The 13816-nt window shown below is 68.3% G+C and carries 13 protein-coding genes and 1 pseudogene; 3 read left to right on the forward strand and 11 right to left on the reverse strand.

Annotation, left to right across the window (positions count from 1 at the left end):
• Positions 1–512: 512 nt before the first annotated feature.
• The gene (locus tag IEZ15_RS41905) at positions 513–953 is read left to right on the forward strand and encodes a hypothetical protein (protein WP_189282206.1); all 441 of its coding nucleotides are present in this window, start codon (positions 513–515) and stop codon (positions 951–953) included.
• A 491-nt stretch (positions 954–1444) separates the two neighbouring features.
• Positions 1445–1921 (forward strand): hypothetical protein, encoded by a 477-nt coding sequence (locus IEZ15_RS41910; protein ID WP_229846532.1) that lies wholly within the window; start codon positions 1445–1447, stop codon positions 1919–1921.
• Between the two features lie 245 nt (positions 1922–2166).
• On the opposite strand, the gene IEZ15_RS41915 is transcribed toward IEZ15_RS41910, so the two are convergent.
• The 3 genes from IEZ15_RS41915 to IEZ15_RS41925 form a co-directional block, all read right to left on the reverse strand.
• Entirely contained in the window at positions 2167–2442 is a 276-nt protein-coding gene (locus tag IEZ15_RS41915) for a hypothetical protein (protein WP_189282207.1), read from the reverse strand.
• Between the two features lie 196 nt (positions 2443–2638).
• On the reverse strand, positions 2639–3082 hold the full coding sequence (locus tag IEZ15_RS46060; protein WP_229846535.1) for a PaaI family thioesterase: 444 nt from the start codon (positions 3080–3082) through the stop codon (positions 2639–2641).
• Between the two features lie 350 nt (positions 3083–3432).
• Entirely contained in the window at positions 3433–3633 is a 201-nt protein-coding gene (locus tag IEZ15_RS41925) for a CsbD family protein (RefSeq protein ID WP_189282208.1), read from the reverse strand.
• Between the two features lie 413 nt (positions 3634–4046).
• Here IEZ15_RS41925 and IEZ15_RS41930 point away from each other — a divergent pair, with 413 nt between their 5' ends.
• Positions 4047–5327 carry an ATP-binding protein gene (locus IEZ15_RS41930; protein WP_189282209.1) on the forward strand — a complete coding sequence of 427 codons (1281 nt, stop codon included), beginning with the start codon at positions 4047–4049 and terminating at the stop codon, positions 5325–5327.
• 460 nt (positions 5328–5787) lie between these two features.
• Here the strand turns inward: IEZ15_RS41930 and IEZ15_RS46065 are convergent, their stop codons facing one another.
• The 8 genes and pseudogenes from IEZ15_RS46065 to IEZ15_RS41970 all read right to left on the reverse strand — a co-directional run bounded on the left by IEZ15_RS46065 (position 5788) and on the right by IEZ15_RS41970 (position 12799).
• Entirely contained in the window at positions 5788–6141 is a 354-nt protein-coding gene (locus tag IEZ15_RS46065; protein ID WP_229846533.1) for a hypothetical protein, read from the reverse strand.
• Between the two features lie 578 nt (positions 6142–6719).
• Positions 6720–7622: a MauE/DoxX family redox-associated membrane protein gene (locus IEZ15_RS41940; RefSeq protein WP_189282210.1), complete on the reverse strand. Its 903-nt coding sequence runs from the start codon at positions 7620–7622 to the stop codon at positions 6720–6722.
• A 31-nt stretch (positions 7623–7653) separates the two neighbouring features.
• Complete coding sequence (locus tag IEZ15_RS41945; RefSeq protein ID WP_078852651.1) at positions 7654–8268, reverse strand: cell wall protein; 615 nt, start codon at positions 8266–8268, stop codon at positions 7654–7656.
• An 11-nt stretch (positions 8269–8279) separates the two neighbouring features.
• A complete protein-coding gene (locus IEZ15_RS41950) occupies positions 8280–8702 on the reverse strand; it encodes an RlpA-like double-psi beta-barrel domain-containing protein (protein WP_030926101.1) in 423 nt (140 codons plus the stop codon).
• A 237-nt stretch (positions 8703–8939) separates the two neighbouring features.
• Positions 8940–9581: pseudogene (locus IEZ15_RS41955) on the reverse strand (dienelactone hydrolase family protein); the annotation flags it as partial.
• Positions 9582–9948: 367 nt separating this feature from the next.
• Entirely contained in the window at positions 9949–11376 is a 1428-nt protein-coding gene (locus IEZ15_RS41960) for an RtcB family protein (RefSeq protein WP_308427512.1), read from the reverse strand.
• 5 nt (positions 11377–11381) lie between these two features.
• Positions 11382–12365, reverse strand: a complete 984-nt coding sequence (locus IEZ15_RS41965; protein ID WP_189282211.1) for a CapA family protein — start codon at positions 12363–12365, stop codon at positions 11382–11384.
• A 26-nt stretch (positions 12366–12391) separates the two neighbouring features.
• Positions 12392–12799 (reverse strand): archease, encoded by a 408-nt coding sequence (locus tag IEZ15_RS41970; protein ID WP_229846534.1) that lies wholly within the window; start codon positions 12797–12799, stop codon positions 12392–12394.
• Positions 12800–13816 lie beyond the last annotated feature (1017 nt).

A 13816-nucleotide genomic window follows, 5' to 3' on the forward strand; every position in this document is an offset into this window, starting at 1 on the left:
CCGTTGACCTGACCCCCGCCCGCCACTGACCGCGGGCCCTTTCGGATCTGCTGCGTGCCGCCACCCCCCGCCCCCGGGGTGGCGGCACGTTACTCGTGCGCTCGCCGGGCTTCCCCGGGGCTGAGGCGCGCCGGAGCAGCACGGGCTGGACGCGCAGAGGGGCCCTGGTCCGGGAGGGGCACCCCGCATTGGATGCCTTTCGCACCCGAACGGACGCGTCACGGCGACAAGGCTGTACCGGCGCTCGTTGGAGGGGAAGATCGAGCCAGTGGCACAACGCGAATGCGCCCAGGTGGTTTCCGAGGCACGCCCGGAAAACGTCATGACCGCTGCACATGCCCCTCATCCCGGCCACAGCATCAGCACAGTGAGGGGCTGTGGCCACGTCGCTGTCCCGCATGAGGGCCACGTGGACTACGCGCACGATGGTCATTTCCACCGCGTTCACGACGAGCATGTGCACGAGTGTGAGTCGAGCGGGCACACCGTTCACGGCGACCACGCGCACCAGCATGGCGACGGATGCGGGTTTCTCCGGGGCGTTCCTCTCGGCCATCCCCGACGGAGCAGGCTTCGCACAGGACCTCGACCGCAACGCCCGCGGCTTCGCCGAACTCACCCGGCGCGCCAAGGAGAGTGACCGGCTGCGCGCCGACTTCGCACCAGGCGACCTCAGGCGTTCGCTCATGGCCAACGCGGGCATCGTCGCGAACTCCCCCTCACGGCGTCGGCCGCGTCCCGCCGGCTCGTGGCCCTGCTGCTCCAGTGCCTCCGCGCCCACCCGGCCGCCCCACCCGAGCCCCTGCCGCCGGTCCTTTCCCGGCTGTCCCTCGCATCGCCGGAAGACCGGAACCGGCGGAGCGCCCCGCAGGCCCCAACCTCTCGCCCACTCCAACGCAGGTCGTCGGCCTGCGGATCCGATCACTGCCGGTCAGGTGGTGGCCGCGCGGTGAGGCCACTGCCGCAGGGTTCCTCGCCCGCCTCGAAGGCTTCTCGCCGGGATACGGCCTGCGAACCAGGCCCAGACCAGGTCGGCGGTGTCCTGGCGGTCGGCGACATGGTTCGGTGTACGGTGCCGCGCACCACTGCCTTGGCCGGGCCGGCGCGGTCAGGCGTCGATGACACGGAACTGACGAGGGAGTGGGCGGAAAGCGGACAGCCCGAGGGTGCCGCCTATTGCCCTGCGTGCGACGAAATCCTGTCGGTGCCGCCGGACGAGAACGTGGTAACGATTCGAACATTAGTTGCATTTAATTCCTAGTAGGAATCGAGCTGAGGTCGGGAGATGGTTCTCCGTGAAACAAGCGTCCATTCATGCTGATATGGAGTTCGGTAATCCGCACTAATTCCAGATCTCTCGGAACAGGTTTTCTCCGAAGGATCTGTGGGAGTTTCATGGTGCGGCCTGAAAACAGGACGCCTCCGCCCCCTTGAAGGGAAATTGATGAAACTCCGTATCTTCCCGCCGCTCGCCGTCGCGACCGCGCTGCTCGCGGTCGGCGGAACGCTGGCGGGTACCGCTCAGGCCTCCGTGTCCGCGCCGGCTGCGGTCCGCCACGCCCAGGCCTCCGGTGCGCGCCCCACGTCCGACACGCTGATCCACCCGAGGGCGACGCTGCACAAGAACCACGCATGGACCTCGGGCAACGGCCGGGCCATCCTGCGGGTGCAGCAGGACGGGAACTTCGTTCTGTACAAGGACAATCGGCCGGTGTGGCAGGCCCCCGGCGCCTACCCCAACGGCGACCATGCGGTCATGCAGGAGGACGGGAACTTCGTCCTGTACGACCGTGGCGGCCACCCGCTCTGGGCCTCCGGAACCTGGCGCAAGGGTGCGTACCTCGCTGTCCAGGACGACGGCAACGTAGTCGTCTACAACGCGGACAGGCGCCCGGTCTGGGCCACCAACACGGGGGACTGACCCCTCGGCAGTTTCGTTCCGAGGGTCCTGTGGGGACCTGTCGTGACCTTTAGTGACCCCCACTGCATCAGACCTGTTTGTTTTCACAGGTCTGATGCCTTCTTCTCCGATGCCTCTGCGGTCTTGGTCCCCATTCATCGGGGCACGGAAGATACTGCGTGTCATGCCGATGCGCTCGCCCGGTCCACGTGCACTCCTTCATCAGCCAATTCGGCGCCTGTTCTGGATAAGTGTGATGACCGGAATTACTCGCCGTTGCCCAGTGCGTAGCCGACGCCCCTCAGATCTTGGTCGTGGGTGATGACCTCGTACCGATGTGCTGCGGCGCCTTGCCACTGGACCACGGCGGGGTTGTCGAGGATCCGCTCCGGGTCCGCCAAGCCGGCGTCAGCGAGGAACACGATGAGGTCGTGATCGCTGTGTGCGAGTCCGAGTCTTTCGTCGCGACTGTTGACGTGCACGGTCACGGGCCGGGCGCCGGACGGGGTGGGTGCGTGGATGGTGATCGGTGGTGTTGCCATGACTCCAGGGTGGCCTGGGGTGACGGCGGGCGCATCTGGCCGGCCCGGATGCGGCGGTGCGGGTCTGGCATGAGGATGGGGGTGCTGGCGGTGGCCCGGTCGCCCCTGGCCTGTCTCCCTAACTGGCTGGCCGGGCCGCCTGCCGGCATCTGGGTTCTCGCGGATCTTGGCATGACGCAGTGTGACCTGCGCCGTGTCATCGACGAAAGTAGCGTGGGCGCTGTCTGCGTCTGACGAAGTTGCCGTTCCCACCCCGAGTTGCCAGGCCACCCGGGGCGGCGACTGCTTGGTGCCTCGATCCATCAGCGACCTGTCTCCCTGGCTGCAGGAAGGGAGGGAACATTCGCTGTTCGGGGTGTGCGTTCACGCAGATATCAGCGGCTGTGTTCGTCCGGACTTCAGTTCCCACGGCTTTGATGTGGTCGCCGACGGCAGGGGCCAGGAGATTGATCTTGTACTCCACCGTGAGCACCGGGGTGTTCTCGGTGAACAGGGTGAATGCCGCGTGGCCGCCTGCGCTGTTCGCGATGGCGCTGGTGGCTCCCACGTGGAAGTAGCCGTTCTGCTGGGTTGCTTCGGGCCGGTTCGGGAGCACGATGTGCACGCGTCCTGCGGCGATGCGCGCACCGGGTTGGCCCATCAGCCCCTGGCGATCGAAACTGTCCTGGATGCGGACCTTCCACGAGATAGAAACCCGGAAGAAGGCGGCGAAGAAGGCATCAGCCAAGAAGACAGCGTCGAAGAGGCGGGGCGCGCGAGCCGAAGAGCGTCTGATGCACCCGGATGTTGCCGCTTGCCGCTGTGCGACCGCCGCGACCTGTTGCTGGACCCCGGTCCAGGGAAACGACGAGCCATATCGTCAACTTGTTGAAGACTGGGCAGATCGTTGAAGGCTGGGCAGATCGAACGGGATCGGACCTAAGTTCGATTAAGGAGTATCTGCTATGGGACCGGGCCCCCGCCGCTCGGACAGAGGCCCGGGGCCTGTAGCTATTCGTCGTCGGTGATCAGTGGATTCTTCGGGCCGGACCTTCCGGGAATGCGCTTCTGGGCGTCATCCACGGCTTCCTTCGCCCGCCCCTTGGCCTGGTCTGCCTTCCCTTCGGCTTCCTTGCGTCGGTTGCCAGTCATCTTGCCCATGGCTTCCTTCGCCTTGCCTGCGAGTTTGTCCTTGCCGCTTCCGTGAGCCATCACGACTCCTCGCGTGGACGAATCTCTTGCCCTTCCCAAGCTAGGACACCTCAAGTCAGGTCGCCTTGTGCGAGACGCGGTGAGAGGGAGGATGCACCTGGCGCACTGGCCTTGACTCCGCCGCACCCCCGTTGGCAGGGCACCCACAGGTGTCCTGTGCCATAGAAGCTTGAGCGTTGCCGCTGAAGATCGAAGACCGTGCCACCGAAATTGAACGGCCGGGACCTGCAGGGACTGCTGCCGATCACCAAACGCCGGGACCTCTCCCCGGGTGGCGTACACCCCGCCCGCCCGGTCGACGGGCATCTGATCGGCGCGGAGAATGGGGTAGGAGCAGGAGCGGGGCAGCCGCAGGGCAGCCCGCGGCAAGGGTGTCGGCGTGGCGGTGGCGACCTGCCGGCAAGGTGGCGATGATGCCTACGTGGCGATTGCGGGACTTCCGTGACGACGATCTGGACCGTGCAATCCAGATTTGGGATCAGGACCGGCAGGACGACGACATGTCTCCCGTGTTCCCCGTCTCTGAGGCCATGACCTCAGCCCGGACCGGCGGGACCGTAGTTGTTGCAGTGGTCGGTGAGGACCTGGTGGGCATGGCAGTGGCGCAGGTCCAGGGTGAGCGGGCCTGGATCACGCTGGTGGCGCTCGCAAGGATGTGGCGCAACCGCGGACTCGGGAGCGCCCTGATCGCGGAGATCGAGAGGCGTCTGCGCATACAGGGGGTGCGCCGGATCGGTGCGTTGCTCGCTCCAGGGGCCACCGGAGCCACGGCGCTGGAAAACTCCGGCTACCGCACCCGCGACGGGTTGACCTTCTACGAGAAGGTCGAGCATCTCGGGGCGAGTGATGCAGGTCTGCTCGCGGAGCTCGGCGGAAGGGTGCTGCCGCAGGGGCTCTGGGGTGCCCTCGCGGGCATGGAACGAGAGAGAGAAGCCATCGAGCGGCGGATCGTGCTGCCGCTGGCCGAGCCCGTGTTGGCCGACCGATACGGAGTGACGCCGCCGAAAGCCGTCATTCTCTTCGGCCCGCCGGGCACCGGAAAGACCAGTTTCGCCAAGGCGGTCGCCTCCCGGCTGGCCTGGCCGTTCGTGGAACTCTTTCCCTCCCGGCTCACAGAGGGTGCCACCGGCGGTCTGGCCGCCTCACTGCGGGACACATTCGCCGAACTGGCGGAGCTGGAATCCGTACTGCTGTTCATCGACGAGGTCGAGGAGATCGCCGGCGTCCGGTCCGGTCAGGCTGTCGATCCCGGCCACGGAGTCACCAATGAACTGCTCAAGCTGATCCCCGGTTTCCGCGACCACGACAACCGCCTGCTGATTTGCGCCACCAACTCCGTCCGCACCCTCGATCCGGCGTTCCTGCGCCCCGGCCGGTTCGACTACGTCATTCCGGTCGGCCCTCCCGATCCGAAAGCACGGGCGGCGATCTGGCAGCGCTACCTCGGCCCCGCTGCCAACGACGTCAAGCTGCACCGACTGGTGTCAGCCAGTGAGATGTTCACACCCGCCGACATCGAGTTCGCCGCTCGCAAAGGCTCCCACGCCGCATTCGAACGCGAAGTCACCGACCGCAAAGGCGTGCCGGCCAGCACCGAGGACTACCTCGCTGCCATCGCCGACACCCGCCCCACACTCACCGACCAGGCTCTCACCAAGTTCAGAGAAGACATCGAACACCACGCGCGCATGTGATGCCGGGCGTTCCCGGCCCACTGCTCAGCGCTGCTGGACACTGGGTTTACGCAGTTTGTGTGATCGCGAAGGGTTTGCTTCGGCGAGGCCAACGGGGAACGGGGACACCCAGCTTGTCACAATCGGTCAGAGGCTGGCGGTGGCCCTGACAGTCGCTTCTCGCCGTCCCGTCGCGTTCGCTCCTGCTCAGTCCTTACGAGGGGGATTTCGGCTGGCCACGGCCGCCTCCTTCCTCACCCGAGCTCGGTCAAGGGACCACGCGCCCAGACCCACCAGTACGGTCGCCCCGGCCCCGTACACCGGCAGCCACAGGGTCGTAGTGGCTGACAGGCAGTCGGCAACAGCATCATGGGTCTGGATCTCCTGCGCGTGAGCCACGGCGGCACTGTCGCGATCGACCAGGTTCGCCAGCGCGGCCTCCGTGCGGATGCCTTCGTACCTGCCGAGCTCAGGGCACCCGCTACGAGTGCCGGGCATCGGAAACAGCCATGCCCAGCGCTGCAGCGCGGGGGCCAGTGCGATTGCTACGCACAGGCCGACAGCACAGGCCGACAACCAGCGAATACGCGGCCAGATTCCGCATGTACGTGGATCCGAGGCCAGGGATCCACGTCGGCAGTCGGTAAAAGGAGAAGATCAATGCGAGAAGCGTCACTCCGATGTATGTGGAGAACCATTGCCAGGAACCCTGCGCGAGTGCGGCCGTCAACACGGCGGCGAGCGCAATGCCGATGCCCCCCGGCTGACCGGGAGTGTCATGGCTCGCGCCAATGGGTGGTGATTGCCGGGCTTCTTGAGAGCTGAGGTCGTCCACGGTCTCTCCTGCATGGTTCGGAGGCCACCAGCATCCGGGCACGTCGCACGTCGGTACGGCGCCATGCCGGACCCGCCCGGAAGCCCGCCCGGTTGGCGGGCTTCCGGGCCGGGCGTTGCCGCCGAGGGGCCGGAACCGCAACGCCTTGTGCCACGGGCGGCGAGCCAGCGTGCCAAGCGCCCTCCCCGCCACCGAGTTCGCCCGCGCCCGGACTGTCATCAAGTCCGAGAGCGATATCCAGGGGGTTGAGTTGCTGCATCGACCGCGAAGCATGACCTACCGCAACACCGTATGCCGGTCTTGGTGAGAGCAAACCTGCCTTCGTGGCAACTGCCGCGCTTCGGCTCAGCCATGCGATCATGCCACCGGTGCGTCGCCGGACGGCTCCGCCTCCCTCGGGGCGACCGTCTCGTGCAGCAGCAGTCCGCGGCTTTTCGCGGCAACTGGGGTCCGGTCGGCGGCGCGTCGGCAGTAGGTTTCGGCTCGCCGTCCGAGCAGGGCCGGACCCGCGGCGGTCGCGGGACCGGCCCTGCTGTGCTCCTCAGGCCCGTGGCGGGCCGAGGTATCCGTCCGTGGCGTCAGCCCGCCATCGGCAGGTTCCTCCGCGACGGCACCGCGTTCAGTTCGTCCACGGCCACCGCCTCCCCACTGTCCGCGTCGACATAACTGACACGGACGATCGGGTCGCCACCGCTGTCGCGGCCGGTCGTGGCATCAAGTGCGAACACCACCGCGACCGGGCGCGCGTTCTCCCGGTCCCCGTACACACCCGAGTACTGGAGAATGCGCCAGCCGTCGTCCTCCCAGTGGTCCAGCAAGGCAGACCGGACCACTGGCGCGGCGGCCTGCCAGGCCAGGGAGTTCTCCAGGAGTTCGACGCTCGCCGCGACCGGCACCTGGTTCCCGGCGGCGGTGCCGAGGAGCGGGTGCCCGAAGACACGCAGTCTCGTCCGGCGCAGTGGCAGCAGCCACCACCGGTCGAGGTCCGCCGAGAGGGCGACCAGAACCGCCGCCGCCCCGGCCAGGAAGAGAAGGGCACCGCCAGGCCGCTCGGAGACTGCCGACCACCAAGTGCCCTGGGCCACCGCCACCGTGGCCCCGCCGATGAGCACGACTGCCGCCCGTGCGAACGCCCGCCAGGTGATGCGGGTGTCCTCACTTGCCGAGCAGCCGCAGGAGGACTCCGGCGCCATGGCCCGGCCGTAGCCGAGGTAGGCGAGGAAGCCCGCCCCGAGGGCCGCGACGGCGGCCCCCGGCACCGGGTTCGCCGGGACCACCAGCAGACCTGCGGCGATGAGGAGTTCACCTGCGCCGGTCGCGCGCAGTACCGTCGTGGCGCGCTCACTGCTGCGCAGCATGCGAGCCAGCACCGTCTTCGGCGCCAGCTGCGCGGTGCCCCGGCTGAACACCTTGACCGCTCCGGTCCACCCGAGCAGGGCCGCGAGGACCAGTGGGGCGAGGCTCGTTGTCAGTGACAGCATCTCTTCCTCTCTCTGTGTCCTCGGTCCCGCATCAGTGGCCGACGGAGATACGGACGACGTCCACGGAGTTGTCGGACGGCCGCCAGGCACCGAGCACCTGGGCGCTCTGCCCGATGCGCAGCCGGGACAGGTCGGACGTCAGCGCGCGGCCCGCGTAGGAGGCACTGGCGTCCGGGGCGACGTGGCCCACCAGTTCGTGCTGCCCGTGGGCGAGGTGCAGCCGGTTCTTTGCGATGCCGCGGATCTGCGTGTCCAGATTCACGATGTTCACCCACACCGCGTCGGCGGCCACGGTGCCATCGGGCATTTTGACGCCGCGTGCGTAGAGCCCGTCGCCGACCTCGATCACTTCGGCCGTGGTGGCGCGCACTTTCCACACGCTGGTGACGTTGGTCATCTGCACCCGCGAGTGGCCGCCATTGGATCCGGCCACCTCCAGGATGCTGCCGGTGATGCCCGTGATGCGGCCCTCCACGAAGGTGGACTTGGCTATCGCGGGGTCGAGCGAGGGTTCCGCGGCGAAAGCGGCCTCGGCGTCGAGGCCGCCGAGCGCGGTCGCGCCGATGATGGTCGCGCCGCCGAGGGCGGCATTGGTGAGGAAGCGCCGGCGGCGCATCCCGTCGGCCCGGTCGTGTCGTACGGTCATGTCGGTCCTCCTCACTCGTAGATGTAGACCGGGAGTTTGCCCGAGCTCAGGTTGCCGATCGCCGAGAAGGCAGCCGGAGTCAGGTCGAGGACCCGGTTGGTGCGACAGGTGCCGTTGCAGCAAGTAGCCTCGCCGCACCAGTCCTTGGTGCGCGGGCCGCAGTCGGTGATCGTGATGCAGACCGTCGCGCCCGAGCACTGGTGCTTGACGTTCATCACCGCACCGCAGCCACGTCTGGGGATGTTCTCGCCACAGAGGTCGGGCCGGGTGATGTTCCAGCACGCCTGTGAGGCGTTGGGCCACGCGCCGTGGTGTGCGCTGGACTGGCAGTTGCCGCAGGCGCCGCCGCCGGCACTGGAGCAGGGCCCCCAGGCGTTGCCGCAGCAGAACCAGCTGGTTTCACCGGCCCACAGGCTGGTTGATCCGCAAGCCATCGTGTTGCCCCTCCTAGGATATGGCAAGTGCATGACAAAACTTCTTCACCGGCCATCGACAGGCACATGTGAAGCGGGGATGCCCGTGTTGCGGCCGGGAATGCTTGTGCGAGCGAAGCAACCCAATGATGCGCGTAGACAAGTGGCTTGCATAGACGGCCTCGTTCCGCATGGCCGAGGGCCTCGCTCCGCGTCGATCGGCGGGGGGGCGAATCTGTCCGCGCGGCGCGCCGGCGCTCAACCTCCTGGTCCTGCACGACGACTCAGGTGGCCGACGAACCACTCTCTGGCCAGGCCCGCCACCTCTCCGAGAGCACCGGGCTCCTCGAAGAGGTGAGTGGCGCCGGGGACCACGGCCAGTCGGCTCTCGCAGCGCAGCAGTGCCTGGGCCTGCCGGTTGAGGTCCAGCACCATCTCGTCATCGCCTCCGACGATGAGCAGCGTGGGCGCGGTCACCGCCGACAGGCGGGGCCCGGCCAGATCGGGCCTGCCGCCGCGCGAGACGACCGCCACGGCAGGGGAGTCCGGCTCCGCGGCCGCCCACAACGCGGCGGCCGCGCCGGTACTCGCGCCGAAGTAGCCGACCGCGAGGCCATGGGTCTCGGACCGGCCGGTGAGCCAGCACGTGGCGTCGGCCAAGCGGCGGGCCAGCAAAGCGGTGTCGAAGACGTGGGCGCGGTCCAGTTCTTCCTCCGCCGTGAGAAGGTCGAACAACAGTGTGACCAGGCCGGCCTTGTTCAGCGAGGTCGAGACGAAGCGGTTGCGCGGGCTGTGCCGGCTGCTGCCGCTGCCGTGGGCGAACACGACGATGCCCGTTGCTCCTTCGGGCACAGACAGTTGCCCGTGGAGCCGGACCGGTCCGGCGTGCACGACGACTTCCGGATCCGCGGCCGCCATCGCCGCTCCTTCCACGGTTACTGCGTCTACGAGCTGTTGCTCGATGGCCTCGAAAGTGGGCCCTTTTGCCCGACGATGCCCGCAAGCTGCAGGACGGCAATCCGTCATCCTCGCTCTCGGCTTTCGACCGGATTTCTTGCCGACCCTGTACCTACCCTCCACGCTACTCGCGTTCCGCCGAGGCGCGGGAGCCCACATGGTCGGAGCATGCTCGACGGTCCGGTGACCGCGTGCCGCCGCCGAACCGCGCGGGAGCGCGGAGGAGCCACTCTCGCGGACACCGGCCGCGCGCACCTCACCGACCAGGCTCTTCGGGAAGCTGCGTCCGTCTCTCCCGCTCCGTACCGGCTCAGCCCTTGACGACGCCCAGCGGCACCAGACGGGCGACCAGCCGGGCGAGCCCGGCACCCTCGGTGACGGCGGCGACCGCGTCGACGTCCTTGTACGCCTCCGGCGCCTCCTCGGCGAGACCACGCCACGACGAGGGGCGCACGGCGATGCCCCGGGCCTCCAGCTGGCCGCGAAGCTGCTCCCCACGGACCATGCGCAGCGCGTGGTGGCGGCTCCAGACCCGGCCGGCACCGTGGCAGGCGGAGTGGAAGGCGTCGTTACCAGGCAGGCCGACCATCACGTACGAGGCAGTGCCCATCGTCCCGGGGACCAGTACCGGCTGGCCCGCCCGGACGAGGTCCTCCGGCAGGCTCGGGTCGCCGGGCGGCAGCGCCCGTGTCGCGCCCTTGCGGTGGACGCACAGTGAACGTGCCACACCGTCCACTTCGTGGGTCTCGAGTTTGGCCGTGTTGTGCGAGATGTCGTAGACCAGCTCCAGACCGACTCCCGCAGCCGTCGTGAAGGCGTGGCGGGTGGCTTCGGACAGCAGCTGGCGGTTGGCCCGGCCGTAGTTGGCGGCCGCCGCCATCGCCCCCAGGTAGGCGTGGCCCCGGGGTGAGTCGACCGGTGTGCAGGCCAGCTGCCGATCCGGGACCTGGATGCGGTGCCGGTGCAGTTCCTGGTCCATCACGCGGACGTGGTCGGTGCACACCTGGTGTCCCAGGCCGCGCGAGCCGCAGTGGATCATGACGCACACCTGGCCCACCCGTAGTCCGAAGGCCGCCGCGGTGGCCGTGTCGTAGATCTGATCGACCGCCTGGACCTCCAGGAAGTGGTTGCCCGAGCCTAGGCTTCCCACCTGGTGGAGGCCGCGCTCGACGGCGCGCTTGCTCACCTGCCCCGGGGCCGCGCCGTCCAGGACGCCGTAGTCCTCGCAGCGTGCGAGGTCGCGCGGCACACCGTGCCCGTGCTCGACCGCGTACCGAGCGCCGCCGACGAGCAGCTCGTCCATCTCCCCGGCCCCCGACAGCTTCCACAGGCCGCCACGCCCCATGCCGCGCGGGATGGTGTCGTCGAGGATGTCCATCAGCCGCCGCATCCGGTCGTGGCCGAGCGACTCGCGGTCGAGGTCGGCGGCGAGCAGCCGTACGCCGCAGGAGATGTCAAACCCGACGCCGCCGGGCGAGATGACTCCGCCACGGGAAATGTCGGTGGCGGCCACCCCGCCGATCGGGAACCCATAGCCCCAGTGGACGTCGGGCATGGCGAAGGAGGCACGGACGATGCCGGGCAGCGTCGCCACGTTCGCCACCTGCTCCATCGCCTTGTCCCCGGCCGCCTGCGGCAGCAGAGCCCGCGAGGCGAACACCACCCCGGGTACGCGCATCGGCTCCCGCTGCTCGATACGGAAGCGGTACGGGCTCTCCTCCACGAGTGCGATGTCCACTTCCCTCACCTCCAGTCGACCGTCAGCCGTCCGATCCGATCGGTGACGGTGGTGCCGAACTCGGCGCAGGCGGTGGTGAACCGCTCGCGGATCCACTCCCGGTCCTCGCCGCGCGCCAGGCGGGTGTGGCAGTAGTCCAGGGCCAGCGGTATCGCCTCCACCCGGACGGGAACCAGGTGCGCGGCATCCTGGCCGTCCAAGGTCACCAGGAAGAGGAGCCCCAGGTCGTTGCGCAGGACCGGATCGACGGCGTAGTCATCGACGAAGTCGCCCAAGTCGTAGAGGATCCGGTCAGCGATCCCGTGGAAGACATGGGCGGAGTGCCCGGCGACCAGCGTCGCTCCAGCCGCCAGCAGCTCCGGGGCCGCGGCCGAGATATGGCGCGGAGGCCGGGAGGTCATGTTGGGGCCCCAGTGCGGAGTGACCAGCACGACATCCGCCGCCGCAGCGGCCCGGCCCACCGACTCGGTCAGCCAGCCGGGCACCCCCGCGTGAAGATCGGCCCAGGCCGCACCAGGAGTGTCCTCGCCGGCCGCGTACTCCCGCGGGTGATCCGTGACGCCCACCACCGCAAGCCGTATACCGCCCGCTTCCAGCACCGCGTACTCCCGGGCCGCGCGTACGTTCGCCCCGGCGCCGACCGCGTGGACGCCCACCCCGACCAGCAGGGTTCGGGTGTCGGCCATGGCATCGAACCCGTAGTCCAGGGCGTGGTTGTTGGCGAGCGTCACACAGCTCACACCCAATTCGGCGAGCACCTTCGCGGCAGCGGAGGGAGCGCGGAAGAAGAAAGCCTTTCGCGGGTCGGGCCAGCGCTGCCCGCGGTCGGAGATACAGCACTCCAGGTTGAGCACGAACAGGTCCGCCTCCGCGAGCGCCTTCCTGACCCCCGTGGAGACCAGCGTCCCCGGCGCCGGCGAGCGGCGCAGCTCCTCGGCGACGCTGCGCCCGAGCATGGTGTCGCCTGCCAGTGCCACCGTGAGCGTCATGATCCTGTCCCTTCCCCGTCCTGCACTCAGACGTCGAGGGTCACCCGGCAGGTCCAGCTGCCAGGGCCGCCGCGCAGTTGCAGGTCGTGCAGTGAAACGGCCTTCGGTACCGCACCGATCGGTACGGCGGTTCCGGCATCGGCCATCCGGAAGCGGACCGACACGCCCCGACCGTCCCCCGCCGACCGGATCGACCCCATCTCAACAGCGAGTGGGATCTCACCGTCGGCATCCATCCGGTAGACGACCTCCTCCAGGACGGACACCAGCAGATCCTCATCGGACTCTGCCGTGACCACGTATTCGCGTTCACCGACAACCGCAGCCCCGGACGTGTCGGCGAAGCCCTCCAGCACCGCGCGTACCGCCTCTCCGATGCACCCCTCGACCGTCGGCGACCATGCCTCCACCCGCATGTCCGCGGTGTGTGGCACAGCCCGGTGTCCACTTGCGCCGGGCTGCTTCCCTACAGGTTCCCGACCGTTCACGGTCGGCGCCTCTCCGTCGTCTTTCGGATGCACAGCCTGCCGAATTCTCCGAGCCGCAGGTCGTGCCCCCTCCAGAGTCGTCCCGTACACCGCTCCAGGGCAACCTGCATGAGGCGACGCGACTACCCGTCGGCGGTGCACACACTTTCCCGCACTGCTTACCGTAGGTAATCGAATGTGATGCACGGTGGCTGTCTCGCGGTCCTCGTGAAGGAGTGCACGGATGCGACGCCGAGGGCCGCGTGTGCGGGCCGGCTGCCGACTCGGGCGGGCCGAATCCGAATCGTTTTTTGCGGTGCGCCGGACCGTTTCATTTGTAGGTTCCGTGAGCACTCGCGGGCCTTTGACCTGCAGTGTACGTAGCGGTGAGCAGTGTCTTGGGAGCAGCCCGTCGCCAGATCGTGAGCAATTGAGCCCACAGTGACCGCCCAGTGCGCCGGAGTCACGGCTGTCACTGGGCGGCCGATTTCGGGACGGGAGACTGCTCTGAAGCGGTCCCCAGCTGACCTGCCCCGACTCAGCACCACCTGACCGGCAACCGCGCCTGGTGCGAAGCCGCCACTGGTAGCCCGGTCACTTGTCGGGGTTGATCCGGTCACGATCCTGACCATCCAAGAACGCCAGGATGCCGCTCGCGGTCCAGCTCATGAGAGAACTCAGAAGCTCGTGCATCGCGTTCCCCGCGTCGCCCGCCGAAAGGTCGCTGGCCGCAAGCGCGTTGAACCCGATTACGAAGTGGTACGGCTTGCGCGGAAGGGCGGGATGCGTCTGGTCTACCTCTGATCTTGGCCAGTGCTCTGCCCTTCAGGGTGGGGGTGGAGGCCATCCTTGGCCTGGTGGCGCGGAGCGCCGGAGTGCTCACGAGTTTCAGGCTTGCCGAGCATCTGGACGCCGCCGGCATCGCCGCCTCCATCGGATCGGTCGGTGATGCCTACGACAATGCCCTGAGGGAGAGCGCGATCG

Source organism: Streptomyces atratus (genome assembly GCF_014648655.1).
Taxonomy (GTDB): Bacteria; Actinomycetota; Actinomycetes; order Streptomycetales; family Streptomycetaceae; genus Streptomyces; species Streptomyces atratus.

Excerpts from the sequence above, each read along its gene's own strand:
- IEZ15_RS41910 (WP_229846532.1), top strand. The coding sequence starts at position 1,445 with ATGAAACTCCGTATCTTCCCGCCGCTCGCCGTCGCGACCGCGCTGCTC.
- IEZ15_RS41905 (WP_189282206.1), top strand. The coding sequence starts at position 513 with ATGGCGACGGATGCGGGTTTCTCCGGGGCGTTCCTCTCGGCCATCCCC.
- IEZ15_RS41940 (WP_189282210.1), bottom strand. The coding sequence starts at position 7,622 with ATGCTGTCACTGACAACGAGCCTCGCCCCACTGGTCCTCGCGGCCCTG.
- IEZ15_RS46060 (WP_229846535.1), bottom strand. The coding sequence starts at position 3,082 with ATGGGCCAACCCGGTGCGCGCATCGCCGCAGGACGCGTGCACATCGTG.
- IEZ15_RS41950 (WP_030926101.1), bottom strand. The coding sequence starts at position 8,702 with ATGGCTTGCGGATCAACCAGCCTGTGGGCCGGTGAAACCAGCTGGTTC.
- IEZ15_RS41965 (WP_189282211.1), bottom strand. The coding sequence starts at position 12,365 with ATGACGCTCACGGTGGCACTGGCAGGCGACACCATGCTCGGGCGCAGC.
- IEZ15_RS41925 (WP_189282208.1), bottom strand. The coding sequence starts at position 3,633 with ATGGCTCACGGAAGCGGCAAGGACAAACTCGCAGGCAAGGCGAAGGAA.
- IEZ15_RS41915 (WP_189282207.1), bottom strand. The coding sequence starts at position 2,442 with ATGGCAACACCACCGATCACCATCCACGCACCCACCCCGTCCGGCGCC.
- IEZ15_RS41930 (WP_189282209.1), top strand. The coding sequence starts at position 4,047 with ATGCCTACGTGGCGATTGCGGGACTTCCGTGACGACGATCTGGACCGT.
- IEZ15_RS41945 (WP_078852651.1), bottom strand. The coding sequence starts at position 8,268 with ATGACCGTACGACACGACCGGGCCGACGGGATGCGCCGCCGGCGCTTC.